We start from the raw sequence: 23,735 nt of genomic DNA, 5'->3' as shown, positions 1-23,735 counted from the left end.
CGACGGTGCAAGACCGGCGTCCGAGAATGTAGATAAAAGGATTACTGAGCAAGACCTTCGCTTGTCAGCATGTCTGAAAGAGTCGTGATTGCTTCAGAAGCATCGTCACCGTTTGCAACGATTTTGATGTCTGAATCTTTAGCGATACCGAGTGAAAGTACACCCATGATCGACTTAAGGTTAACAGTCTTTCCGTTGTACTCCAAGTTGATATCTGATTGGAATTTTGAAGCTGTGTTGACAAGTTGTGTTGCAGGACGAGCATGAATGCCTGAATCTGCGATGACTTTGAATGTTTTTTCCATGATTAAGAAATCTCCCTCCACTAATAACGTACTAGTGAGTCGTTTTCGAATATGTGAACTCATTATCAAATGATAACGGATTCGAATCGATTCTGCAAGGAATTTTTATAGGCTTCATCCCATGGAAAAGCATTCCCAGCACGATCGATTTGTACCATCGACGTTCGTCCCGTAAACATCAGTTGCTCTTCGTCATCGAATGCCGCGTAATGGACGTCACACGAGGCTTTTCCGACTTGAACAGGATAGGCGTAGACTGCAAGCCGCGTCCGTGGATAAACTTGACGGATGTAGTTACACTGCGCATCTGCGACGACGACGATTCCGTCATCTGCTAACGAGTAGCCTGTCTCTTCAAGCATCAACGTCCGGACATCCTCAAAATAGACGAACGGGACCCGATTATTCATATGACCGTAGGCATCCGTCTCAGCGAAACGAACCGCAACATCGAGTCTCGTCCCGTGTTTCATTTGACTTAACCACCCATCTAAATCTTCGATATAACTAGGTACACGCACGTAAATTCCCTCCTGAATATAAAAAGAAGGAGCAGCGCCCCTTCTTTTTTATGAATTAATTGCTAACCGCTTCTCCTGTACGACCTTCGTCGCTACCGAAGAATTTTTTGAACGAGTGTAATGTCGTCTGACGGTTCATTGCCGCAATCGATGTCGTAAGGGGAATCCCTTTCGGGCAGACCTCAACACAGTTTTGTGCATTACCGCATTGCATGATGCCCCCATCTTCCATCAATGCTTCCAGGCGCTCTTCTTTATGATAGGCACCTGTCGGGTGTGAGTTGAAGAGACGAACTTGTGAGATCGACGCCGGTCCGATGAAGTTCGAACGGTCATTGACGTTCGGACATGCTTCAAGACAAACGCCACATGTCATACATTTTGAAAGTTCATACGCCCATTGCCGTTTGTTCTCTGGCATCCGTGGTCCTGGACCAAGGTCATACGTCCCATCGATCGGAACCCATGCTTTTACTTTTTTGAGTGCGTCAAACATCCGTTGACGGTCAACTTGTAAGTCGCGCACAATCGGGAACGTCTGCATCGGTTGCAAACGAATCGGTTGTTCGAGCTTATCGACGAGCGCTGTACATGATTGACGTGGTGTCCCGTTGATGACCATCGAGCACGCACCACATACTTCTTCAAGACAACCCATGTCCCAGTTGATCGGCGTCGTTTTTTCACCTGCCGCATTGACAGGATTCCGGCGAATCTCCATCAATGCTGAAATGACGTTCATGTTCGGACGATACGGGACTTCGAAAGCTTCATCATAGGCTTTTCCGTCCGGTCCATCCTGACGTTGCACGATGAACTGAACCGGTTTTTGTTTTGTTTCTTGTTCGAGTGGTGTCGCCATTATGCTTTCACCTCTTTCTTCGACTTCTTGCTGTAGTCGCGTTTGCGTGGTGGAATCAGTGATGTATCGACCTCTTCGTAATAGATTTCAGGATGACCGTTTGTATAACGTGCCATCGTCGTTTTTAAGAACCGCTCATCATCACGCTCTGGGAAGTCTGGCTTATAGTGGGCGCCACGACTCTCGTCACGTTGAAGGGCACCGAGTGTGATTGCTTCCGCTAAATCAAGCATGTGATCGAGCTGACGGATGAAGGATGCGCCCTGGTTACTCCAGCGTGCCGTATCCGTCGCCGAGATCCGCGTGAAACGTTCCCGTAATTCTTTAATCTTCGTCAACGTCTGTTCGAGCTTATCGTTATAACGAACAACGGTTACGTTATCCGTCATGACTTCACCGAGCTCACGGTGGATTTGATACGCATTTTCTGTCCCTTCCATCGCCAAGATATCATTGAATCGATCGATTTCAGCGATTTTATGCGCTTCAACGACCTCTTCCGGCATATCATGGACAGAAGTTTCAAGTTCGTTCATATAGGCAATCGCTGCTGGACCCGCAACCATTCCGCCATAAACGGCAGAGAGAAGTGAGTTCGCACCGAGACGGTTTCCACCGTGCATCGAGTAATCACACTCACCAGACGCGAACAATCCTGGGATGTTCGTCATTTGATCGTAATCGACCCATAATCCACCCATCGAGTAATGGACGGCCGGGAAGATTTTCATCGGTACTTTCCGTGGATCGTCACCAACGAACTTCTCATAAATTTCTAAGATACCGCCGAGTTTGACATCAAGCTCTTTTGCGTCTTTGTGTGAGAGATCGAGATACACCATGTTCTCCCCGTTGACACCGAGCTTTTGATTGACACAGACATCAAAGATTTCACGTGTCGCGATATCACGCGGGACGAGGTTCCCGTATGCCGGATATTTTTCTTCGAGGAAGTACCACGGTTTCCCGTCTTTATACGTCCAGACACGTCCGCCTTCACCACGTGCCGATTCGCTCATCAGACGGAGCTTATCGTCACCAGGAATCGCTGTCGGGTGAATCTGGATGAACTCACCGTTCGCATAAATCGCACCTTGCCGGTAAACAGCCGCTGCCGCTTGTCCCGTATTAATGACCGAGTTCGTTGATTTACCGAAGATGACACCGGGTCCACCCGTCGCTAAGATGACCGAATCCGCTGCGAATGCTTCGATTTCCATTGAACGTAGATTTTGACACACCGCACCACGACAAATCCCTTCTTCATCAATGACTGCGCGAAGGAATTCCCATCCTTCATATTTTTCTACCAAACCTTGCGCTTCAAACTTACGTACTTGCTCATCAAGTGCGTACAGTAATTGTTGTCCTGTCGTCGCTCCCGCATAAGCCGTCCGGTGATGGAGTGTTCCTCCGAAACGCCGGAAGTCGAGTAAGCCTTCCGGTGTCCGGTTAAACATGACGCCCATCCGGTCGAACATATGAATGATTTTCGGAGCCGCTTCTGTCATTTTTTGAACAGGCGGTTGGTTCGCGAGGAAGTCGCCACCATATACCGTATCATCTAAATGCTGGTAGGGTGAGTCACCCTCCCCTTTTGTATTGACCGCACCGTTGATGCCGCCTTGGGCACATACGGAGTGTGATCGTTTAACGGGTACGAGTGAGAATAACTTTACTGGTACTCCTTGTTCTGCTGCTTTTATCGTAGCCATCAACCCGGCAAGCCCTCCACCGATGATGACAAGATTTTTGTTCGCCATGTTGTCAGTTCCCCTTTCCTTACAACACGCCTGCAAACGTTAAAATCGAGCGTACGCCTACAAACGATAAACCGATGAATACGAGGGCTGCCACATAAGACATCGCGCGTTGAGACGCTGGTGACTGTGTGATTCCCCATGTGATGCAGAACGTCCAAAGTCCGTTCGCAAGGTGGAATGTCGTCGCTAGAATCCCGACGATATAAAACGTGAGCATGAATCCGTTATCGACGATGTTTTGCATCATGCTTGCATTAACTTCCGTCCCCATTGCTGCCGCAATCCGCGTTTCCCAGACATGCCATGTAATGAACACGACGAGGAAGACACCTGTGAAGCGTTGTAAGACATACATCCAGTTCCGGAAGTATGTATAACGTCCTGTGTTCGCGGAACCTGTGAATGCGATGTAAACACCGTAGACACCATGCAGAATGATGGGTATGAAGATGACAAACACTTCTAGAAACAGTCGATACGGAACGTTCCCCACGAATTCCGCAGCCTTATTGAAGTCTTCCTCCCCTCGAACGATGAAATAGTTCGTCGTAAGATGAGAAAGTAAAAATAACCCGATTGGAATGACGCCGAGCAGTGAGTGTATTTTACGACTCACGAAATCACGATTGTTCGCCATCCAAATCCCCCCTTTTGTTTGCCAATCAAACGTTGGCGCATTTTGGTAGAAAAGCGCTTTCATAAGGAAATTCGTCTTTTCATCACTTATTCTACTCCTGTCCTTTTTATAAGACAACCCGAGCCGTTGCATTTAACTGCAAATTTTTTCAGGAAAACAATGACCATCGAGAATTAGCTCGCTATAATAGTTTCAGAGATAGGAGTGAATCATCATGGAATCAACACCAAACACTGCGCCAACATTCGGCATCGAACTGATCCGCGATTACGTGTTAAGCGATCTACTCGGTAACGATTATCGTCAAGTCATCTACTGGGCAGGTAAGCGACTTGCCCGGCAATTCCCCGTGTTGAACGAGGACGAATTAATTCCTTTTTTCGTAGAGGCCGGTTGGGGTACCCTCTCCCTTACGAAAAAAAAGGGGACGACTTTTTCTTTTGAACTTTTACCACCGGAATCAACTAAAGCCGAGCGACCGACCGGCTATTTTCAACTTGAGGCAGGCTTTTTAGCCGAACAGGTTGCCAAGTTGAACGGATTTGTCGCTGAAGGATATGCTGAGATGGGGAAAGAGTGCGTACATATTACCATCCAATTCGATCCGAAAGATCCTCTTGATCGTTCGAACTGATACGTATTTCTCTAAGACGATTCGTGTTAGCATGAAACTTTTTTCGTCACGTAATCGTATAAAGTAGTCGATCATATATTCGAGGAGGAATTACGATGTTCAAGAAATTAGCAGCAGACTTAACAGGATTCAGCGATATCGGTCAAGTCATTCATCCGGACGATTTTGATAAAGCCGCCGCCGACGATTACGTGCTCCATGAGGACGGCGAAAAAATTTATTTTTTAATCAAATCCAAAAGTGATGAGTACTGCTTTACGAATTTAGCATTGATTCACCTCGACGGGGAAAGCGCCGTCAGTTCAAAGCGTGTCCTCTATCGCTATCCGTACGCCCATTATCCGATTCGTCATGTCATGTTCGAAACAGCAGGAACGGTCGACTTGGATGTCGAGATCAAATTCGAAATCGGCGGAAAGCATTACTCGATCGACGTCGATAAAAAACAGCTCGAACATGTCAAAGACCTTTATAAAGCACTTCTTGCGATTGCTGAAAAGCAATATGAAGGACAAAAGATGCTCGAGTTCGCCAATAACTCGCTCAATCATTCCGTGACGATTCTCGGTGGCATCCGGCAAGCTGAAATGGATGTCCCGCAAGCGTTCAAGGACTTGTCGCAAGAGTCATTCGACTGGTTACAAGGCCATTATTACAGATGGAATCAAAAAGACTTCGGGGCGTTTTACGAAAAATATATTAACAATTAAATGCAGATCATCATACACACGGGATACTTCGTGTGTCTGATTTTGTATACGGAATGGAGGGGAAACATGAGCTTTTGGACGTGGTTGGCAATCGCAATTGTCTTAGTCACAAGCATCACTGTAGCAAATTCCCAGAAAAAATCCGATAAAAAACAGTACGCTGTTCTCGTGATTTTTTTAATCGCCGTCGCCGTGTTCTTAACCTGGTGGTTCACAAAGTAACAACATACACTTTTTCCAGATTGAATCCTGACGCCAAAAAATGCGAACCCGCTGCTTGTCTAAAAAGCGGGTTCGCATTTTTCATCCAATGATTTAAGAAATCAAAATCTATTCCTCATTCGCCTGACTGAGATATTCCGCAACCGTTTCCGCTAATTTGACGGGTAACCCCGCTTCCGTCAGCTGTTCAATGTTCGCTTTCTTTAAGCTGCGCATCGAACCGAAATGGCGAATCAACTGCTGACGGCGTTTTGGGCCGACACCCGGTATGTCATCGAGTACCGAGCGGGTCATCCCTTTCGAACGTAATGACCGGTGGAAGGTGATTGCAAAACGGTGAACTTCATCTTGCATGCGCTGGAGAAGATAAAAGGCACTCGAGCGCGGATGGAGTTCAATCAGTTGCCCACCTTCACCAAATAATAGTTGGCTCGTCCGGTGTTTATCATCTTTTTTGAGCGAACCGACGGGTAAATCCAAACCGAGCTCGTCTTGAATGACTTCCAGCGCTGCATTCAATTGTCCGAGACCCCCATCAATCAACACTAAATCGGGAAGACGTGCCCCTTCTAGCAATAAGCGACGATAACGACGACGGACGATTTCGCGCATCGATTCATAATCATCCGGTCCCTTGACCGTCTTAATCTTAAATTTGCGATACTCTTTTTTAAGCGGTTTTCCGTCTTCGAACACAACGAGCGCCGAAACGGCGTCCGCCCCTTGGATATTGGCATTATCGATGATTTCAATTCGCGATAACGGATGAACATCAATCGCGTCAGCCAGTTCCTGGACTGCCTGGACCGTTTTCTTTTCATCACGCGCAATCAATTCAAACCGTTCTCCAATTGCGTTTTCGGCATTCTTCGTCGCTAGATCGAGTAACTTCCGCTTCGATCCACGGACCGGTACATGAACGCGAATTCCGACTGCCTCTTTCAATAACAGTTGATTAACGAGTGGCGGAACATACATCTCGCTCGGTTTGATATTCTTTTCGTAGAACTGAACGATGAAACTTTCTAATTCTTCCGCAGGTGTCCCGTAAATCGGGAACAGAGACACGTCTCGTTCAATCATTTTCCCTCCCCGTAAGAAGAAGACCTGGACACACATCCACCCTTTGTCGACGTAAATTCCAAAAACGTCACGGGACGTCAAATCTGCCGTAATCATGTTCTGTTTGTTCATGATGGAGTCGATGGCGCGGATTTGATCACGTAGTTCGCCTGCCCGTTCAAATTCCATCGCTTCTGCCGCTTCGCCCATCTTCGTCTGTAAAGATGCGACGAGCTCTTTTGTTTCTCCCGATAAAAAACGACGGATTTCTGAGACGAGTTCTTTCTGTTCCGTCTCTAAACCCTGAATTTCGCACGGTCCAAGACATTGTCCGATGTGGTAATAGAGACAAAGCTTCTTCGGCATCGGCTGACACTTACGTAGCGGATAAAGGCGATCAAGCAGACGCTTCGTCTCGTTAGCGGCATACGCATTCGGATAAGGTCCGAAATAATGTCCTCCATCTTTTTTTAACTTCCGGGTCGTAATCAGCCGCGGATACGTTTCATTCGTAATTTTTAGGTACGGATAGGACTTATCATCTTTTAACATGATGTTGTATTTCGGATCATGTTTTTTAATCAGCGTCATCTCGAGGAGTAACGCTTCGAGTTCGCTCCCTGTGATGATATATTCAAAATCACGGATATCCGCGACAAGTCGTTCTGTTTTCAAATCATGCGCTCCTGTAAAATAGGACCGGACCCGATTCTTTAGATTTTTGGCTTTTCCGACATAAATGACTTCTCCAAATTCATTTTTATGCAAATAACAACCTGGTTCGTCAGGTAAGAGGGATAGTTTCGCCTTGATATGTTCTTGATGGCTCACAAAAATGTCTCCTTCCACCGTTTTTAGTTTTGCCTTATAGGGTAAACATCTTACAACGATTATGACACATGGAGGATAAAATATGCGTACATATGATTGCATTATAATTGGAACAGGCTCTGCGGGGAATCAAGCAGCTTATAAATTCGTCGAGAAAGGACTTCGCGTCGCGATAATCGAAAATTTCACTCCAGGTGGAACATGCGCTCAACGTGGGTGTGATGCAAAAAAAATTCTTTTGACTGGCAGTGAAACGAAAGATGCTGTCGAGAGATTGCTCGGTTATGGTCTTAAAGGACTCATCTCCATCGATTGGCGTCAATTGATGGAACGAAAAAATGAATATACACGTGCCATCCCGGAACAAACACGTGCGCGTTATGACGAGATCGGAATCGACTATTTCCACGGTGAACCCCGATTTCTCTCGAAGGAACGGATCGTAGTCGATGACACTGAACTCGAAGCGAAACACTTTTTGATTGCCACTGGCTTACGACCACGCGAATTGTCGATTCCAGGAAGCGAACGCTTCTTGACGAGCAATGAATTTTTAGAATTACGAGATGTCCCGCGGCGCCTTGTCTGCATCGGCGGCGGATATATTTCATTTGAGTTCGCTCACCTCGCCCGCATCGCCGGGGCAGAAGTCACGATCGTGTTACGGTCCCGTCCTTTAAAACAGTTTGAACAGGAACTTGTCGAAGTGTTGCTCGAAGCGACTCAAGCACTCGGGATTAAAATCGTGCATAGTGCAGAAGCTGTCTCCTATCATGGCACGACGCTTCAACTATCAAATGATACGACGGTCGAAACCGATGTCGTCTTAAATGCTACCGGTCGTGTCGCGAGCGTCGACCAGCTCGACCTAGAAAAAGCAGGCGTCGAATACGAAGAAAAAGGCATCCATGTCAATGAATACCTCCAGTCGTCTACTTCAAACATCTTTGCTGCAGGTGATGTCGCGCTCAGTGGCAATCCTGCCTTAACCCCGTTTGCAGGAACCGAAGGGAGTCTTGCGGCACATAACATGATTGAAGGACCTTCTCGAAAACTGGAGTTATTACCGGTGCCGAGCGTCGTCTTTACTGCACCGAACGTCACGCAAGTCGGGCAAACGGAAGCGGCTTTGAAAAAAGCCAACATATCTTATCGCGGTCACTTGATCGATACCTCTTCCTGGCAGACGAATGTCCGCATCAAAGATCCCTTCGCGCGTGCTAAAGTACTGATTGGTGACGATGATCAAATTCTCGGCGCTCATTTCATCGGGGTTCACGCCGCTGAACTTGCGAACTATTTTTCATTCGCAATGCAACACCGAATCCCAAGTTCCGCCTTGCAACAAACGCGTTTCGCTTATCCGACACCCGCTTCCGATATTTCTTCGTTACTCGTTGATTAAATTTTTGTCAGGAGGTTCCGATGATTCGTTACGGCTATACGATCCTTTACATTGATGACCCCAAACAGACATTGATGTTTTATCATGAATTATTAGGTCTACCAATCAAAGCGCAGCATGGAAGTTATGTCGAATTTGACACGGGCACGACGACACTCGCCTTTAATACGAAAGAAGATGTACGAACGCTGATTGCGTACGACATCCCGGACAAGACCGGACCGCAGTCACTCGAAATCGGATTCGTTACTGATGATGTTAAGGACGTATACGAACGAATCACCGTAGCAGGATTCCCTTCAATCCTCGTTCCAACGGTTAAACCGTGGGGACAAACCGTCGCTTATGTGCTTGATCCGGACGGTCACCTCGTCGAGCTTTGTTCACCGATGTCTTGACAATGCGCCGTTAGACAATCGTCAGCGACATCTTTCGGCGGGGATCGTCCCACTCGTTTAAACGAACGACCAAAAGAGTGCCTCCGTAGTTCAGGAGGCACTCTCTTTGCGGCGTATGGACAAACTCTTATGAAGCTACAGCAAAGCTGCAGGGTCGCGACAGCTTGCAATCTAAAGCGTCTGTAAGCATGAGTTTCCTTCACGGTATGACCTAAAAAGCGTCACGTTTCGTTGACTCCTACGGGAAAACGTGCGTTTTCAACGCACGTTCAGAGGCAGGCAAGACCCTGCTCGTTGTCCGTGAGGACCAAGGAGCAACGGCTTGCGCCTCGCCCGAGGAAAGCAACGAAAAAAGACGCTGGATCTTCCAATATCACGTTGTTTACAGTCTGAAAAAAGAGTGCCTCCGTATTTCAGGAGGCACTCTCTTCTTTATGAAACATTCAACGAATTAGTTTGATTCAACGAATTCTTTTAATGCATCTTTAGGCATGAAGCCCATTGTTTTATTAACCGGCTCACCGTCTTTGAAGAGAACGAGTGTCGGGATACTTTGTACTTGGAACGCGCCAGCGATTTCTGGGTTAGCGTCGACATCAACTTTAACGATTGTTACGTCTTGCATGTCCGCATCGAGTTCTTCGAGAACTGGAGCGAGCATACGACAAGGTCCGCACCAAGTTGCCCAAAAGTCAACGAGGACGAGTCCTTTTTGTGTATCTTCTTTAAATGATTGGCTAGTTGCGTGTACGATTGCCATAAAATATTACCCCCTAAATTTTAGATTCATTTCATGTTTGCTACAGCAAAAGTGAAATCAACCTGTTTACTGATTTGAGTATAGCACAGCGATGTCGTTCGATAAAAGAAACTGCTCACGACGATTTTTACGCCGCCCACCGTGCAGAAAAAGAGGAGCAGAGGATGATTCCTCCGCCCCACTTTTTAAATTAATGAACGAGCATTTTCTTGAATTCTGCTGTCAATAATGGCACAACATCAAACAAATCTCCGACGATGCCATAATCTGCGACCGAGAAGATATTCGCTTCCGGATCTTTGTTGATGGCGACGATGACTTTCGCATTCGACATGCCTGCCAAATGTTGAATCGCTCCGGAAATGCCACAGGCGATGTAGAGATCCGGTGTAACGACTTTCCCCGTCTGGCCAATCTGTAACGCATAGTCACAGTAATCAGCGTCACAGGCGCCACGAGAAGCACCGACTGCCCCGCCAAGTAAATCCGCTAATTCCTGTAACGGTGCAAACCCATCGGCACTCTTGACACCACGTCCACCCGCAACGATGATTTTCGCCTCTGATAAGTCGACCCCGCCCGTTGCTTTACGAATGACTTCAGAAACGATGGTCCGTAAATCTTTTAGTTCGACCGTTACTGCTTCAATCGATCCGTCCGAACTGCCTTCCGCTAACGGTTCGATGTTATTTGGTCGGACCGTAAACAGTGTTTTACCTTCTGTGACTTTTACCTTTTCAAAGGCTTTCCCTGAGTAAATCGGTCGGATGAACAACGCATCCGCTCCGCTTCCCTCGATTGATGTGACGTCACTGATTAAACCGGCTTCGAGCTTCGCTGCGATTTTGGGTGACAAATCTTTTCCGAGCGACGTGTGACCGAAGACAAGTACGTCCGGTGACATACGGTCAATCAGTTGCATGAAGACTTGTCCATAACCGTCCGGTGTATAGTGAAGAAGACGTGCGTCCTCTACGACGAGAACCTGGTTCGCCCCACGCGTCGCGAGTTGTGCCGCATCTTTTGCTACGTTTTCCCCAATCAAGGCGACGACGACTTCATCTGCTACAAGTTTCGCGGCCGCAATCGCTTCAAACGAAACATTTCGTAAATTACCATCACGTGATTCTGCAAGTACAAGTGCTTTTGACATATCGTTCATTCCCCCTTAGACTACTTTTGCTTCGTTTCGTAATAGCGTAGCGAGTTCTTCGACTTGTGTCGAGATCTCCCCTTCGAGCACTTTACCAGCGGCTTTGTTCGGTGGTAAAAAGCGTTCGACTGTCTCGAGACGTGGTGCTAGTTCATCTTCGTCCAGTTCAAGATCTGAGAGATCTAATTCTTCGAGTGGTTTCTTTTTCGCTTTCATGATGCCAGGAAGACTAGGGTAACGCGGTTCGTTTAACCCTTGTTGTGCCGTGACGAGTAACGGTAACGACGTTTTGATGACTTCCGTGTCCCCTTCCGAGTCACGTGTGACGACAGCATCCGTTCCGTCGATTTCTAACTTCGTGATCGTCGTGACATATGGTATGTCAAGCAACTGTGCGACACGTGGTGCGACTTGTCCGCTTCCCCCATCAACCGCTACGTTCCCGGCGATGATTAAGTCAACGTCTTGTTCCTTCAGATAACCTGCAAGGACTTCAGAAACCGAGAAATGATCCGCTTCTTCTACATCGTCCTCAATCGAAATACGAACCGCTTTGTCAGCCCCCATTGCAAGTGCTGTTCGTAATTCTTTATCCGCATCTTCCGGTCCTACTGTTAAGACGGTTACGACTCCCCCTTGTGCATCCCGCACCCGAATCGCTTCCTCGACCGCATACTCATCATATGGATTGATGATGAACTCTGCTCCGTCTTCCTCAATCTTACCGTTTTCGAGCTGGATTGCTTCTTCCGTATCAAACGTCCGTTTTAATAACACATAGATTTCCATCACTAGCTCCCCCTTGTCAACTTCTATTCACCATCACCCGTTGTATCCGCTTACAAAAAGCTTGTCTTGAAAAGGGCTTAACTCAGCCCTTTGATCAGCATTCGATGAATACCATGTTGCGTTTCCAATAAATCATATTTAAAGCCACTCGCCATCCAACTCGTGACGACTTCATCAATCGTCCCGAAGACCATTTGTCTCGCCAACCGATAATCCAGTTCGGCTGAGAACTCGCCTGATGCGATCCCATTGTGAATGACACGGTCAATTAAATGAAGATATGGTTTGAGGACGGTCGCAATCTTTTGCCGCATCTCTTGATTTGACTGCCGTAACTCGATTTGTGTGACGACGGCCAAATCATAATCGACGGATAGTTGCTCCAAATGTGCCTCAATCAATGCAGCGAGTTGTTTCGTCGCTGATTGATGATTCGCGATTTGAGCTTCTGAATACTCGATGAAACTCCCCATCTTCGCTTCGAACAAAGAGATCAACAGGTGTTCTTTGTTTTTAAAGTAAAGATAAATCGTCCCGTCTGCGACACCTGCTTCTTTCGCGATGGCTGTTACTTTCGCGCCATGATAACCGTTCTTTGCAATCACTTTGACTGCTGCATCAATGATGCGATCACTCTTAGACATTGTTCTTTTCATAAAAGATATCTCCTAACAAATAAAATGAATGATGGTTCATTCATATTTATTCTACCATGTCTTTCTTTACTGTCAACTGCTTTCTTCCAGCTGTTTTGCCCGTTCTTCTTCGACTAGGACACGGCGGAGAATCTTCCCGACAAATGTTTTCGGCAACTCTTGTCTAAATTCGTAGCGTTTTGGTACTTTGAACGATGCTAAGTTTTTTCGACAGAACTGATCAAGTTCTTCCTCCGTCACGCTCATTTCATCTTTGAGGACGATAAAGGCCTTCACCGTCTCACCTCTATACGCATCAGGTACACCAATCACGACAGCCTCTTTGACTGCAGGATGTTCATATAAAATTTCTTCGACTTCACGTGGATAGATATTAAATCCTGAAGCGATGATTAAATCTTTTTTCCGGTCGACAATCCGGAAATAATGGTCTTCCCCCACATATCCTAAGTCCCCCGTGTGCAACCACCCATCACGCAAGACTGCCTGCGTATCTTCCGGACGTTTCCAATATCCCTTCATGACTTGCGGGCCTCGGACAAGAATCTCACCAATCTCACCTGGTGCTGCTAGCGTCTCACCATCGGCTTGAACGATTTTTGCGATCGTGTCTGGAACCGGAATGCCAACTGATCCTGGAACGCGTTTATCCCAAATGCAGTTCGTATGTGTGACAGGGCTCGTCTCTGACAAACCATATCCTTCGACGATCCGTCCACCCGTCACACTTTCAAATTTCTCCTGGACTTCGACCGGAAGTGGTGCCGAACCGGAAATACAAGCCTCGATGGACGAAAGATCATATTTTTTCAGTTTCGGATGATTTAATAAACCGACGTACATCGTCGGTGCACCCGGGAACAAGTTCGGTTTTTCTTTATCAATCGTTTTCAGCACTTGTTCAATATCAAACTTTGGTAAGATGATTTGCTCATACGCATTAAAAATCCCAAAGTTTAAGTTGCAGGTCATGCCATACACGTGGAAATAAGGAACGACCGCTAATAATTTACGCCCATCACCGCGTGAATATTTATAGAACCAGTGCCCAATTTGTTCGACGTTCGCGCTTAAATTGAAATGCGTCAACATGACGCCTTTCGGTGCTCCTGTCGTGCCACCGGTATATTGTAAAACAGCAATATCTTCTTTTGGATCAATCTCGACCGGTTCAATCGGAGGGTGCTCTCGGTGTGCCAAAAAAGGAATGGATCCCGTCGTATCGACGATGATGTTGTTGTCCTTGCGTGATTTGATTGGATATAGTTTGTTTTTTGGAAATGACAGATAGTCTGCGATGCTCGTCGTCACGACCGTCGTCAAGGGCGTCGATGACTTGACTCGTGTCGCCTTCGGGTAGAGAAGATCGAGGGTGATGAGCATTTTCGCAGAAGAATCGACTAGAATTTGCTCGAGCTCACGGTCCGTATAGAGCGGGTTTACTTGGACGACCGTCCCACCGGCGTATAATACCGCATAATAACTCAGCATATACTGCGGGCAGTTCGGCAACATTAAACCGACACGGTCCCCTTTTTCGAGCCCAGCTTCTTGTAAAACGTGTGCTAGACTTCTTGCTTCTTGTCGTACTTCCTTGAAAGTCATTCGTTTCCCAAGAAAACTCAGTGCCCGTCGCTCCGGAAAATCATCTGCCGCTTCATCTAAAGCTTGGTACAACGGAATCTCACGATAGTCGATTGATGCGGGTACTTGCTCTGGATAATCCTTTAACCATACTGAATCCATTCAAATCCCTCCCTGTGACTGAATTACTATTCATTTTTATTATACGTGTTATTTCCCCTTTACGGCTACTATTGGCTAAAAAAAGTTAAAAAATTCCTCTTTTCATGAAGACAGGTTTTCTTATGATTAAGGACTTCATCAAAAAAAGCCTACCGTTCACAACATATGAACAATAGGCTTGAAACATAACATTTAATTTTAGCCTGACCTCGCTTCATCTTATCGTGAAGGATACGTAAATCCTTCTCCGATGACTTCACGTACTTTATGAATGACGACGAAAGCTCGTGGGTCTGCTGCTTCGACGATTTGTTTTAGTGGCGCGAGTTGGCGTTTATCGACAATCATATAGAGCATGTCATTTTTTTGTTTCGTAAAATGACCATGACTATGGATGACAGTCGCACTTCTTCCGAGTGTTTCCGTCAGCACAGTCGCAATCTCTTCTTGACGGTGACTAATGATTGTGACCGCTTCTCGAACATTCAAGCCTTCGCTGACGAGATCAATCAAATAAGAGCCGATGATGATTGCAATCAATGTATACAGCATCGTTTCTTCACCGAATAAGAACCCGGACGCTCCGACAACGATGACATCGATGATAAACATCGAGACTGCAATCCCGAGGTTCAAATATTTATTCATCAGACGGGCGATGATGACACCACCACCTGTCGTCCCCCCTGCGCGGATAACAAGACCGATTCCGACCCCGATCAAAATCCCTGCGTAAACTGTCCCGATCAGACGATTATCTGACGAAGTCGTGAATGATGCCGTCGTCGAGAGGACGAAGGATGTCACCGCAACCGAGATGACCGAGTAAATCATCGTTTTCCGACTTAAGAAACGATAGCCGATGATGAAGAGAATAGCGTTCGCAAGGAGCGAAACAAGTCCCGGATCCCAGCCATACAGGTAATAGAAGATCACCGTAATCCCAATTAATCCACCTTCAGATAAATCATTCGGTATCGTAAAGTAATTGACGCCAAATGATAAAATGGCGGAACCAACGATAATCCAAAAAATATCCTTCCACGAGATGGCTTGCATGGCTTCGAATGCACGTCGTCTCGTTTCATTTGTTGTTGTTTTTCTGACATTCATTCAATGTTCCTCCTTCATATGAAAAGTAGTCCTCACTCCATAAAAATTCCGCACTGAATGAAGTTCAGTACGGAATGATCACTTAGCAAAGCCAGTTCTTTTAATTCATAAAGATCCATAACAATCCGACGACTAAAAAAGCAATCGAGACACCAAACATAATTTTTGCTAACCGTTCTAACACAAGTTCACCCCACTAACGCAGAACCGATGACGAATGACATCCCAATCGAGAGAGCACACGCAATGATACCGACTGCGATGTTTCCTTTTTCGATTTCTCGGTCTACTGGGAGATTAGGTGTCAAGAACTCAAAAATCCAATAGGTCGAGATTAACAATAAAAATCCAAAGGCACTCTCTAAAAAAATTGCCCCGACACGTTCTTCACTTTGGACAGCGAAATGAACGATGTTTGCGAGTCCGATGATTTTTCCGCCTGTCGCTAGAGCAACAGCGATGTTTCCACTCTTGATATGTTCCCAGTTCCGATACCGTGTTGTCAACTCAAACAGTGCAAGACCCATGATAATTAAGAGACCCGCAACTGAATAGAGCGCCGTCGTATAGACGTAGACGTTTTCAAAGATGTTCATTCGCGTTTCCTCATTTCAATTCGATGATTGTCACGCCATGTCCACCTTCACCTTGACCACCGAGTCGAGACGTCTTCACGTGACGATTGCCACGCAAGTATTCCTGCACGCCTTGACGCATCGCACCTGTCCCGAGTCCATGAATGACACGGATATGATCATAGTTCGACAATAACGCCTGATCCATGAAACGTTCCAGTTTCGATAGACCTTCTTCTACCCGTACACCGCGTAAATCGAGTTCGGCTGACGGAGACGATTGTTTTGTGATACTTGAACTTCCTGACCGTTTCGTTGTCTTCTGGGTTGGTTTGGCTGCTCCGATTTTAGCGAGATCACCGGGCTTGACGTTGACTTTCATGATACCGACTTGAACCGTGTAGTCGCCGTTTGAGTTTTGATTGATGATGTAGCCTTTTTGATTGAAGGTCGTCACTTTGACTTCTTCACCTTTAGCAAACGTCGGCGTTTTATCATGTTTCGCTTTTACTTTCGCAATCCGCTGATCTTGTAAGGTCGGTTTTGCTTGTTCGAGCTGCTTGCGGGCTTCAATCAATTCATGTTCCTTGACGGCACCTGCATCACGGAGTTCTTTCAGGCGTTTGATAACGGCCTCCGCCTCTTTTTGAGCGCGTTCGACGGCTCGTGTCGCTTTTTCTTCTGCTTTCGCTAAAATTTCATTTTTCTCCTCAAAAATTTCAGCTTGTTCCTGTTCGAACTGTTCGCGCTCTAATGTCAGTCGTTCTTTTTCTTGTTGTAGTTCTTGCTCGAGCGATTCGGCACGTTGTTTCGCTTCCTCGAGTCGACCAATCATCGTTTCGACAGACTGAGCATCGCTTCCGACTTGACCGCGTGCTGCCTCAATCACCATGTCCGATAAGCCAAGTCGTTTCGAAATTTCAAAGGCATTCGAGCGACCCGGGACACCAATCAGTAAACGATAGGTCGGGCTGAGTGATTCGACATCAAATTCCATCGAGGCATTGACGACACCTTCACGATTATAACCATAAGCTTTCAGTTCCGAATAGTGAGTCGTCGCGGCGACACGTGCTCCGCGACGCTTGACTTCATCGAGAATCGCAATCGCGAGTGCCGCCCCTTCCGTCGGATCAGTTCCTGCTCCGAGCTCATCAAATAGGACGAGGCTCATGAAGTCAATCTTCTCCATCATCGAGACGATGTTCGTCATGTGTGAACTAAACGTCGAGAGATTTTGTTCAATCGATTGTTCGTCACCGATATCTGCATAAATCGCATCAAAGACACTCAGTTCCGTTTCGTCGGCTGCCGGCACGTATAATCCGGACTGGACCATCAGTTGCAGAAGACCAATCGTCTTCAACGTGACGGTTTTCCCACCGGTGTTTGGTCCAGTGATGACGAGTGATGTAAATTCGCCACCTAAGGAAACGGTGATTGGGACGACATCTTCATCCGCGATGAACGGATGGCGCGCTTCTTTTAAGACGATTCGCCGCTCTTCATTCAGCCGTGGTTCGACGGCACGGATTTGGTGACCATATAAGGCTTTCGCCATGATGAAATCGAGTTCTGCCAACACATCGAGATTAATCCGTAACGAATCTCCGACGGCACCGACAAGTGCCGATAACTGGGCTAAAATGCGTTCGATTTCGGCACGTTCTTTGAGACGCGCTTCTTGGATTTCGTTATTTGCGGCAACGACGGCTTGTGGTTCGATGAACAGTGTTGCACCAGACGCTGATTGATCGTGGACAATCCCGCCAAATGCTTGACGGTATTCTTGTTTGACCGGGACACAATAACGGTCGTTTCGCATCGTGACGATGGCATCCGACAACATCTTCGATTTACTGCGTAAGACACCGTCGATTTTCGAACGGACTTGTCCTTCGAGTGAGCGCAGCTGACTTCTTAACGACCGTAGTTTGTCACTCGCAGAGTCTTGGACGACGCCTTGGTCATCAATCGCATGACGAATCCCTTGTTCGATTTCGACGAGCTTCGTAATTTGCTCGATTCGGCTGTCGAGTGCCGGCAATCGTAAGTCGGGATTGTCCTCGTGCAGCCGTTCTTGAAAAGCTTTCACTTGGCGTCCGGAGTAAACGACGTCTGCTACAGCCAACAATTCACTCGTCGAGAGGATTGAACCAATCTCAGACCGTTTGACTTCACTACGCACATCCGTTAAACCGCCGAACGGATAACGGTCGCGTAGACGATAGACCGTCGTCGCTTCCGTCGTCACGGCTAAGAGTGCTTTGACTTGTTCATAATCTTCTGACGGTTGCATATTTTTGACGAACTGTGCTCCGAGCGAGCTAGCCGTTTGTTTGATGAGTAAGTCTTTCAATTTATCATATTCTAAGACGCGTAATGCGTTAGCATTCATTTAATCCACTCCTAAACGTTTTCGATCAAAGAAGGCACGCGCCTCCTGCGCCGTCCACGTATTGATGACATCTGTTGGTTCCAAGTATGCTTTACGTGCATGGAGGACTCCAAGTTTCATGTCTTCTAACATTTCTGGACGGTGTGTGTCCGTATTAATCATGATTTTAACACCCGCTGCCTTTGCTTTCGCGAGCGAAGCCGCCGTTAAATCAAAACGTGCCGGGTTCGCATTCAGTTCAAGCGCTGTCCCTGTCTCTGCCGCCAGTTCAATCAGGCGATCAACATTGACGGCATAACCTTCGCGCCGACCGATGATTCGTCCTGTCGGATGGGCAATGAGTGAGACATAAGGATTACGACAAGCATTTTCTAACCGTTGCATGATTTCAGTTTCCGTCTGATCAAACTTCGAATGAATCGAGGCGATGACGTAGTCCATTTCCTGCAAGAACTCATCCTCATAATCAAGTGATCCATCCGGCAAGATATCCATCTCGACACCACATAAGATTGTCATGTCGGGATGTTTCTTACGCGCGGCTTCAATCTCAACACGTTGTTTGCGTAAGCGATCTATCGTCAATCCGTTGACGAACTTCATGTATTGGCTGTGATCCGTGATGGCCATCCACGAGTAACCGCGCGCAGCACAAGCATCGACGAGTTCTTCGACTGATAAGGTTCCGTCCGACCACGTCGTATGCATATGGACATCCGCTTGGATATCTTTTTCCGTAATCAGTCGCGTCAAATCTTGTTCAAACTCGTGGCGCCCGCTACGTAACTCTGGTGGGATGAACGGCAAGTCATACCGCGCGAATAATTCATCCTCTGTTTGCGGTTGGAACAAACCGTCTTTCGTCTCGACACCGTATTCCGAAATACTCTCACCACGTTCTTTTGCGAGTTGCCGCATCCGAACATTATGATCTTTCGACCCTGTGAAGTGATGTAACGTCGAGGCGAATGCTGCGTCGTCGACTAAGCGGAAGTCGACTGCGATATAGTTCGTATCGCGTTTTAAGACGACCGATACTTTCGTCTCACCTGCCGCGATGATTTCATCGATTTGCTCAAGCTCGAGTAATTGTCCTTTGACGACTTCTGCTTGATCTGTCGACAAAATAAAATCAAGATCCTTGCACGTCTCTTCCGCGCGACGGAAACTTCCGCCAACTGCGAATCGGATGATTCCTTCAAATGCCGTTAGCGTCTGTTCGAGTTCACTTACGATTTTTCGCATGACACCGTACGGTAAACGTTCCGGTCGTGTTTCAAAGGTTTCGAGTGCCTTCACGTATTTTTCGACTGTCTTTTTCCCGAATCCCGGCATCGCTTCGACTGTACCATCCTCCAGTTTTTCGGCAAAGGAATCTGCATCGATGACACCGACATCATGTAATTTTGCGAGTTTCTTACCTCCGAGACCTGGAATCTTCAGTAGCGCAATCAGACCTTCTGGCACTTCTTGTTCCAGTTCCGAGAGTGCTGTACTCGTGCCTGTCGTCCGGAATTCTTCAAGGACCGCCGCTGTTCCTTTGCCAATCCCTTTCATCGCTGTGAAATCTTCAATGTCCATGAAATCGTGTTCTGCCGCTTCTAATATACTTGCCGCCTTACGAAAGGCATTGATTTTAAATGGGTTTTCACCTTTTACTTCGAGATAAACGGAAATCCGTTCTAAATGTCGAATCGCATCTTGAGTCGTTCGCATCGTCAATTCTCCCCTCAAAAAAAGCCCCCAGTTAACGGGAGCGCGTTATTTTATCAAACCGACTTTCGTCATGAGCCATTCCGCTAATAACGGTGTATGTTGAATCATGAATGTCGCCAAGCTCGAATTCGCAATGGCATCTTGAATCGATTGGACTGGCGCAAAGGCTGCCAAAAATAGAATCAAGAACACGAAAATATACATCTCGATGAATCCAAATATACCGCCGAGTAAACCTTTCACTTGTTTTAACACTGGAATGTTCGTCAAGGAATCAAACATCGATAAAATCATTGATAAAATGATTTTTGTCCCGAAAAACAGAACGATGAACCAAAATGCTTTATAAAATACTTCATCTAACCCAATTGAGCTCGGAATTGAAAACATCGTTAAATCAATTCCAGCATCGTCGAGTGTTGATGGATATGGAACCCATAATTTAAATTTTGCAGCTAACTCATCATAAAACGAGAGTGCCACGATGAACGAGATCAACAGACTCAGTAAATGTCCTGCTTGCAAGACAACGCCTCGACGGACACCTGTCATCGTTCCTAATGCGAGAAATAATAAAATAACAAAGGTAATCATAGTTTAAAGTTCACCCAAATTCTTTTTGATTTTTACGTAATCACTACCAATATTGAGAGCCGCTAAAACGGCAATTTGACGAACGTCGAGTTGTGGTGCTTGGTCTCGAATTTCCCGAATCTTTGTATCGACGAGGAGACCCACTTCACGTACGTGTTCTGGCGACTCCGTCCCGACAATCGTATAATCATTACCTGCGATATGAATCGTCGTCCGGTTCAGCCCTTCTGAATCAGCCATTATTCTGTCCTCCTCATACTTTGCTTCTTTCATATAGTACCATCATTTTTGAAATAGGAAAAGAAGTCCACCATCGGTCTAGAGGATGGTATGCTTGTTGTCTGAAAGGATGATCTATTTATGGGAACCGTCGTTTTAAAATTACCAAAGGATAAACAAGAAGTCGTTATTTCTGATTTTCAAGCTTCTCGTATCACATCGCCACCATATGCCCGCTTTGCTGCACGCACGAAAACCTGTGTCGTCACCATCTATAATTCAGGAAAAGTAATGTTCCAAGGCACAGAAGCTGAGGCGATTTCTGCCCGTTACGGAGCCCCGCTCTTAAAGAAAGCCCCTTCTACTGCGAGTGGACTGCTTCCGAGAGACTTCTCGACTTGGTCAGTCATCGGTAGTGATGAAGTCGGGAAAGGAGACTTCTTTGGTCCGCTCGTCGTCGTTGCCGCCTATGTAGATGCACAACAAATCGAGCTCGTCCAAGAACTTGGTGTCCGTGATTCCAAAAATGTCTCGGACATCGAAATCCGAAAGATTGCCCGCGACCTTCATGCCGTCATTCCGTACGAATTCCGAATCCTTCATAATCCAGACTACAATCGGATGCAGCGTACGATGACACAAGGAAAGATGACGGCACTTCTACACAATTCAGCGCTTGGTGGTCTGCTCGAAAAGCTCGAAGCCACTCCAAAAGCGATTCTAATCGATCAGTTCGCAGAAAAAGCGACCTATTATAAACACTTGTCTGGTGAAGTAAACCAAGTCAAAGAGAACGTTTATTTTTCGACGAAAGCAGAAGGACTTCATGTCGCTGTCGCAGCAGCATCCATCCTCGCCCGCGCGATCTTTTTGAAAGAGATGGATGTACTCAGTCAACAAGCGGGTACAGAAATTCCGAAAGGTGCAGGTGCAAAGGTCGATCAAGTCGCTGCATCACTTTTATTGAAACACGGTCCAGATCAATTAAAGAACTGGACAAAATTTCATTTTGCTAATACAAAAAAAGCGACACAATTAGCTGAAAAACGAAACCGACCATCATCCTAAGGAGTGGTCGGTTTTTAAATGGCTGACTCTTTTCCTTTCAAACGCCCTAACTCCGCGAGAAGAATTTTCGTTTCATTGAACGGGACACCTTCAGTCCCGATTCGCTCGATTTCTTCGTGTCCTTTTCCGACAATTACAACGCGTTTTCCTTCGAGCGCAATTTCAGCTGCCGCGAGCAAGGCATTTTTTCGATCTACGTGACAAGAAATGATTTTATCAGACGAAATATCCACGCTCAGTTCATCAATAATTTGTCTTGGATCTTCTCGTCTCGTATCGTGAACCGTGACGATAATTCCTGCACAATATTGTGCTGCAATTCGTCCCATTTCCTGACGTTTCGTCCGGTCACGTTCACCCGCTGCACTTAATACGACGTATAATGCCTCATTCGAAACGGATAGCGCTTCTAAACATTTTCTTAACCCGTCTGGAGTGTGCGCATAATCGATATAAATTTCCGTTCCTTCAAACGATAGCCGCTCGAGTCGCCCTTTGGGTAAACGAAGCGACGGGATATGTCGAATTAATTCATACATGTTGACCTCGCCTGTTTTCATCAATCCGATCGCGGCTGCTAAATTGGCCGCATTAAAGTTTCCGAGTAGCGCGATTGGGACTTCAGTAGTCGTTCCGTCAATTCGAACATTTACAGATTCCTCTCGCCACTCGACTACAATTGATGCTTCCGATTCTATCTTTGTCGAATACCACGTGACAGGAACATTTGTCCCGGCCCGCTCCATGACGTGACTCGCCGCATCTTCCTCATTTAAGACGAGTCCCTTCCCGTCATTCCTCGCTACTTGTTGAAACAACATGCCTTTCGCTTCCGCATACTCTTCCATCGATTGATGATAATCCAGGTGGTCATGTGAAAGGTTCGTGAACGCCGCTGCGTGGAAGGATACACCTTCTACACGTCCCTCAACTAACGCATGTGACGATACTTCGAGCATGCAGTCCGTTACGCCATTGTTGACCATTTCGTGTAATAAACGATGTAAGATGACAGCTTCCGGTGTCGTATTTGGTGTCTCAAAACGTTGCCCATCAATCAGAGCACCTACCGTACTGATCATTCCCGTTCGTCTTCCGGCAGCTCGAAACAAGTCGTAGGAAAGTTGCGTCGTCGTCGTTTTCCCATTTGTTCCAGTAATACCGTAGACTCTCATCTTTTGACTCGGATGGTCATAAAAAAAATCAGCAATCTTTCCTGCTGCTTGTTTCGTATCCGGTAAGAGAATCGTTGGAATCCCTACTACCCCGACTTGTTTTTCAGCAAGAATCGCAACCGCTCCGTTATCTTTTGCTTCTTGTACATATTGATGCCCATCTACCGTATAACCACGAATGCAAATGAACAGGCTCCCCGGCTTCACTTTGCGTGAGTCCGTTTCAATGCTTGTAATCACTGGGTTTTCTTCAGTCGTTAACTGGAAAGGCGAAAGCAAGTCTGACAGTAATTTGTGTTGATGATTCATGGTGTTCGCTTCCCTTCTATGTTCAAAATCCGAATTTGATTTTGATCCATTCTAGCATTTTCTAAACAGTCTTCCAGTAATCTTCAGTTAAACTTCAGGTAAGTATGCTACAAC

The 23,735-nt window shown here is 46.4% G+C and carries 24 protein-coding genes; 6 read left to right on the top strand and 18 right to left on the bottom strand.

Translation table 11 applies throughout. The features are described from left to right. Positions 1–41: 41 nt before the first annotated feature. From KNP94_RS09510 to KNP94_RS09490, 5 genes are all read right to left on the bottom strand, one after another. A complete protein-coding gene (locus KNP94_RS09510; protein ID WP_012371023.1) occupies positions 42–305 on the bottom strand; it encodes a phosphocarrier protein HPr in 264 nt (87 codons plus the stop codon). Positions 306–370: 65 nt separating this feature from the next. Then, on the bottom strand, positions 371–826 hold the full coding sequence (locus KNP94_RS09505; protein WP_214766524.1) for an acyl-CoA thioesterase: 456 nt from the start codon (positions 824–826) through the stop codon (positions 371–373). A gap of 55 nt (positions 827–881) precedes the next feature. Further along, positions 882–1,688 (bottom strand): succinate dehydrogenase iron-sulfur subunit, encoded by an 807-nt coding sequence (gene sdhB, locus KNP94_RS09500; protein WP_088837567.1) that lies wholly within the window; start codon positions 1,686–1,688, stop codon positions 882–884. After that, positions 1,688–3,451 carry a succinate dehydrogenase flavoprotein subunit gene (sdhA, locus tag KNP94_RS09495; protein ID WP_159173051.1) on the bottom strand — a complete coding sequence of 588 codons (1,764 nt, stop codon included), beginning with the start codon at positions 3,449–3,451 and terminating at the stop codon, positions 1,688–1,690. The genes sdhB and sdhA overlap by 1 nt, the downstream gene beginning before the upstream one ends. A 19-nt stretch (positions 3,452–3,470) precedes the next feature. Further along, on the bottom strand, positions 3,471–4,088 hold the full coding sequence (locus tag KNP94_RS09490; protein WP_088838509.1) for a succinate dehydrogenase cytochrome b558 subunit: 618 nt from the start codon (positions 4,086–4,088) through the stop codon (positions 3,471–3,473). Positions 4,089–4,302: 214 nt separating this feature from the next. Between KNP94_RS09490 and KNP94_RS09485 the strand changes: the two genes are divergently transcribed. The 3 genes from KNP94_RS09485 to KNP94_RS09475 all read left to right on the top strand — a co-directional run bounded on the left by KNP94_RS09485 (position 4,303) and on the right by KNP94_RS09475 (position 5,654). Then, entirely contained in the window at positions 4,303–4,722 is a 420-nt protein-coding gene (locus KNP94_RS09485) for a YslB family protein (protein ID WP_214766528.1), read from the top strand. 95 nt (positions 4,723–4,817) lie between these two features. Then, the gene (locus KNP94_RS09480; RefSeq protein ID WP_215115603.1) at positions 4,818–5,432 is read left to right on the top strand and encodes a PH domain-containing protein; all 615 of its coding nucleotides are present in this window, start codon (positions 4,818–4,820) and stop codon (positions 5,430–5,432) included. A gap of 66 nt (positions 5,433–5,498) precedes the next feature. Beyond that, positions 5,499–5,654 (top strand): hypothetical protein, encoded by a 156-nt coding sequence (locus tag KNP94_RS09475; protein ID WP_215115602.1) that lies wholly within the window; start codon positions 5,499–5,501, stop codon positions 5,652–5,654. A gap of 108 nt (positions 5,655–5,762) precedes the next feature. Here KNP94_RS09475 and uvrC read toward each other — a convergent pair whose 3' ends face one another. After that, positions 5,763–7,547, bottom strand: coding sequence for an excinuclease ABC subunit UvrC (gene uvrC, locus KNP94_RS09470; protein WP_214802112.1), 1,785 nt, complete (start codon positions 7,545–7,547; stop codon positions 5,763–5,765). 82 nt (positions 7,548–7,629) lie between these two features. Between uvrC and KNP94_RS09465 the strand changes: the two genes are divergently transcribed. Continuing rightward, positions 7,630–8,952, top strand: coding sequence for a dihydrolipoyl dehydrogenase family protein (locus KNP94_RS09465; RefSeq protein ID WP_214766532.1), 1,323 nt, complete (start codon positions 7,630–7,632; stop codon positions 8,950–8,952). Between the two features lie 20 nt (positions 8,953–8,972). Beyond that, positions 8,973–9,350 carry a VOC family protein gene (locus tag KNP94_RS09460; protein ID WP_215115601.1) on the top strand — a complete coding sequence of 126 codons (378 nt, stop codon included), beginning with the start codon at positions 8,973–8,975 and terminating at the stop codon, positions 9,348–9,350. A gap of 451 nt (positions 9,351–9,801) precedes the next feature. Here the strand turns inward: KNP94_RS09460 and trxA are convergent, their stop codons facing one another. The 11 genes from trxA to zapA form a co-directional block, all read right to left on the bottom strand. Further along, complete coding sequence (gene trxA, locus KNP94_RS09455) at positions 9,802–10,110, bottom strand: thioredoxin (RefSeq protein WP_029331102.1); 309 nt, start codon at positions 10,108–10,110, stop codon at positions 9,802–9,804. A gap of 190 nt (positions 10,111–10,300) precedes the next feature. Beyond that, positions 10,301–11,263 (bottom strand): electron transfer flavoprotein subunit alpha/FixB family protein, encoded by a 963-nt coding sequence (locus KNP94_RS09450; protein ID WP_088837574.1) that lies wholly within the window; start codon positions 11,261–11,263, stop codon positions 10,301–10,303. Positions 11,264–11,278: 15 nt separating this feature from the next. Next, on the bottom strand, positions 11,279–12,052 hold the full coding sequence (locus tag KNP94_RS09445) for an electron transfer flavoprotein subunit beta/FixA family protein (RefSeq protein WP_214802103.1): 774 nt from the start codon (positions 12,050–12,052) through the stop codon (positions 11,279–11,281). A gap of 77 nt (positions 12,053–12,129) precedes the next feature. Continuing rightward, positions 12,130–12,708, bottom strand: coding sequence for a fatty acid metabolism transcriptional regulator FadR (locus KNP94_RS09440; RefSeq protein ID WP_051667299.1), 579 nt, complete (start codon positions 12,706–12,708; stop codon positions 12,130–12,132). A 72-nt stretch (positions 12,709–12,780) separates the two neighbouring features. Next, on the bottom strand, positions 12,781–14,454 hold the full coding sequence (locus KNP94_RS09435) for an AMP-binding protein (protein WP_088837576.1): 1,674 nt from the start codon (positions 14,452–14,454) through the stop codon (positions 12,781–12,783). 219 nt (positions 14,455–14,673) lie between these two features. Beyond that, positions 14,674–15,567, bottom strand: coding sequence for a YitT family protein (locus tag KNP94_RS09430; RefSeq protein WP_034800851.1), 894 nt, complete (start codon positions 15,565–15,567; stop codon positions 14,674–14,676). 188 nt (positions 15,568–15,755) lie between these two features. Beyond that, positions 15,756–16,163 (bottom strand): DUF350 domain-containing protein, encoded by a 408-nt coding sequence (locus KNP94_RS09425; protein ID WP_029331108.1) that lies wholly within the window; start codon positions 16,161–16,163, stop codon positions 15,756–15,758. A gap of 10 nt (positions 16,164–16,173) precedes the next feature. Next, a complete protein-coding gene (locus KNP94_RS09420; protein WP_214768714.1) occupies positions 16,174–18,540 on the bottom strand; it encodes an endonuclease MutS2 in 2,367 nt (788 codons plus the stop codon). Further along, positions 18,541–20,256 (bottom strand): DNA polymerase/3'-5' exonuclease PolX, encoded by a 1,716-nt coding sequence (polX, locus tag KNP94_RS09415; RefSeq protein ID WP_088837578.1) that lies wholly within the window; start codon positions 20,254–20,256, stop codon positions 18,541–18,543. 45 nt (positions 20,257–20,301) lie between these two features. Beyond that, positions 20,302–20,850: a CvpA family protein gene (locus tag KNP94_RS09410; RefSeq protein WP_088837579.1), complete on the bottom strand. Its 549-nt coding sequence runs from the start codon at positions 20,848–20,850 to the stop codon at positions 20,302–20,304. A gap of 3 nt (positions 20,851–20,853) precedes the next feature. Continuing rightward, on the bottom strand, positions 20,854–21,090 hold the full coding sequence (gene zapA, locus KNP94_RS09405; RefSeq protein WP_012371043.1) for a cell division protein ZapA: 237 nt from the start codon (positions 21,088–21,090) through the stop codon (positions 20,854–20,856). Positions 21,091–21,210: 120 nt separating this feature from the next. On the opposite strand from zapA, the gene rnhC reads away from it, so the two are divergent. Next, positions 21,211–22,137 (top strand): ribonuclease HIII, encoded by a 927-nt coding sequence (gene rnhC, locus KNP94_RS09400; protein ID WP_088837580.1) that lies wholly within the window; start codon positions 21,211–21,213, stop codon positions 22,135–22,137. Positions 22,138–22,151: 14 nt separating this feature from the next. On the opposite strand, the gene KNP94_RS09395 is transcribed toward rnhC, so the two are convergent. Beyond that, positions 22,152–23,621 (bottom strand): UDP-N-acetylmuramoyl-L-alanyl-D-glutamate--2,6-diaminopimelate ligase, encoded by a 1,470-nt coding sequence (locus KNP94_RS09395; RefSeq protein ID WP_215115600.1) that lies wholly within the window; start codon positions 23,619–23,621, stop codon positions 22,152–22,154. Between the last annotated feature and the right edge of the window lie 114 nt (positions 23,622–23,735).

It is taken from the genome of Exiguobacterium sp. s80, from assembly GCF_018618725.1.
Taxonomy (GTDB): domain Bacteria; phylum Bacillota; class Bacilli; order Exiguobacteriales; family Exiguobacteriaceae; genus Exiguobacterium_A; species Exiguobacterium_A oxidotolerans.
This window is presented reverse-complemented; position numbering and strand designations above follow the sequence as displayed.

Excerpts from the sequence above, each read along its gene's own strand:
- KNP94_RS09465 (WP_214766532.1), top strand. The coding sequence starts at position 7,630 with ATGCGTACATATGATTGCATTATAATTGGAACAGGCTCTGCGGGGAAT.
- polX (WP_088837578.1), bottom strand. The coding sequence starts at position 20,256 with ATGCGAACGACTCAAGATGCGATTCGACATTTAGAACGGATTTCCGTT.
- sdhB (WP_088837567.1), bottom strand. The coding sequence starts at position 1,688 with ATGGCGACACCACTCGAACAAGAAACAAAACAAAAACCGGTTCAGTTC.
- KNP94_RS09485 (WP_214766528.1), top strand. The coding sequence starts at position 4,303 with ATGGAATCAACACCAAACACTGCGCCAACATTCGGCATCGAACTGATC.
- trxA (WP_029331102.1), bottom strand. The coding sequence starts at position 10,110 with ATGGCAATCGTACACGCAACTAGCCAATCATTTAAAGAAGATACACAA.
- KNP94_RS09445 (WP_214802103.1), bottom strand. The coding sequence starts at position 12,052 with ATGGAAATCTATGTGTTATTAAAACGGACGTTTGATACGGAAGAAGCA.
- KNP94_RS09510 (WP_012371023.1), bottom strand. The coding sequence starts at position 305 with ATGGAAAAAACATTCAAAGTCATCGCAGATTCAGGCATTCATGCTCGT.
- KNP94_RS09460 (WP_215115601.1), top strand. The coding sequence starts at position 8,973 with ATGATTCGTTACGGCTATACGATCCTTTACATTGATGACCCCAAACAG.
- KNP94_RS09395 (WP_215115600.1), bottom strand. The coding sequence starts at position 23,621 with ATGAATCATCAACACAAATTACTGTCAGACTTGCTTTCGCCTTTCCAG.
- KNP94_RS09420 (WP_214768714.1), bottom strand. The coding sequence starts at position 18,540 with ATGAATGCTAACGCATTACGCGTCTTAGAATATGATAAATTGAAAGAC.
- KNP94_RS09430 (WP_034800851.1), bottom strand. The coding sequence starts at position 15,567 with ATGAATGTCAGAAAAACAACAACAAATGAAACGAGACGACGTGCATTC.
- rnhC (WP_088837580.1), top strand. The coding sequence starts at position 21,211 with ATGGGAACCGTCGTTTTAAAATTACCAAAGGATAAACAAGAAGTCGTT.
- KNP94_RS09475 (WP_215115602.1), top strand. The coding sequence starts at position 5,499 with ATGAGCTTTTGGACGTGGTTGGCAATCGCAATTGTCTTAGTCACAAGC.
- sdhA (WP_159173051.1), bottom strand. The coding sequence starts at position 3,451 with ATGGCGAACAAAAATCTTGTCATCATCGGTGGAGGGCTTGCCGGGTTG.
- KNP94_RS09425 (WP_029331108.1), bottom strand. The coding sequence starts at position 16,163 with ATGAACATCTTTGAAAACGTCTACGTCTATACGACGGCGCTCTATTCA.
- KNP94_RS09440 (WP_051667299.1), bottom strand. The coding sequence starts at position 12,708 with ATGAAAAGAACAATGTCTAAGAGTGATCGCATCATTGATGCAGCAGTC.
- KNP94_RS09410 (WP_088837579.1), bottom strand. The coding sequence starts at position 20,850 with ATGATTACCTTTGTTATTTTATTATTTCTCGCATTAGGAACGATGACA.
- zapA (WP_012371043.1), bottom strand. The coding sequence starts at position 21,090 with ATGGCTGATTCAGAAGGGCTGAACCGGACGACGATTCATATCGCAGGT.
- KNP94_RS09490 (WP_088838509.1), bottom strand. The coding sequence starts at position 4,088 with ATGGCGAACAATCGTGATTTCGTGAGTCGTAAAATACACTCACTGCTC.
- KNP94_RS09450 (WP_088837574.1), bottom strand. The coding sequence starts at position 11,263 with ATGTCAAAAGCACTTGTACTTGCAGAATCACGTGATGGTAATTTACGA.
- KNP94_RS09480 (WP_215115603.1), top strand. The coding sequence starts at position 4,818 with ATGTTCAAGAAATTAGCAGCAGACTTAACAGGATTCAGCGATATCGGT.
- KNP94_RS09435 (WP_088837576.1), bottom strand. The coding sequence starts at position 14,454 with ATGGATTCAGTATGGTTAAAGGATTATCCAGAGCAAGTACCCGCATCA.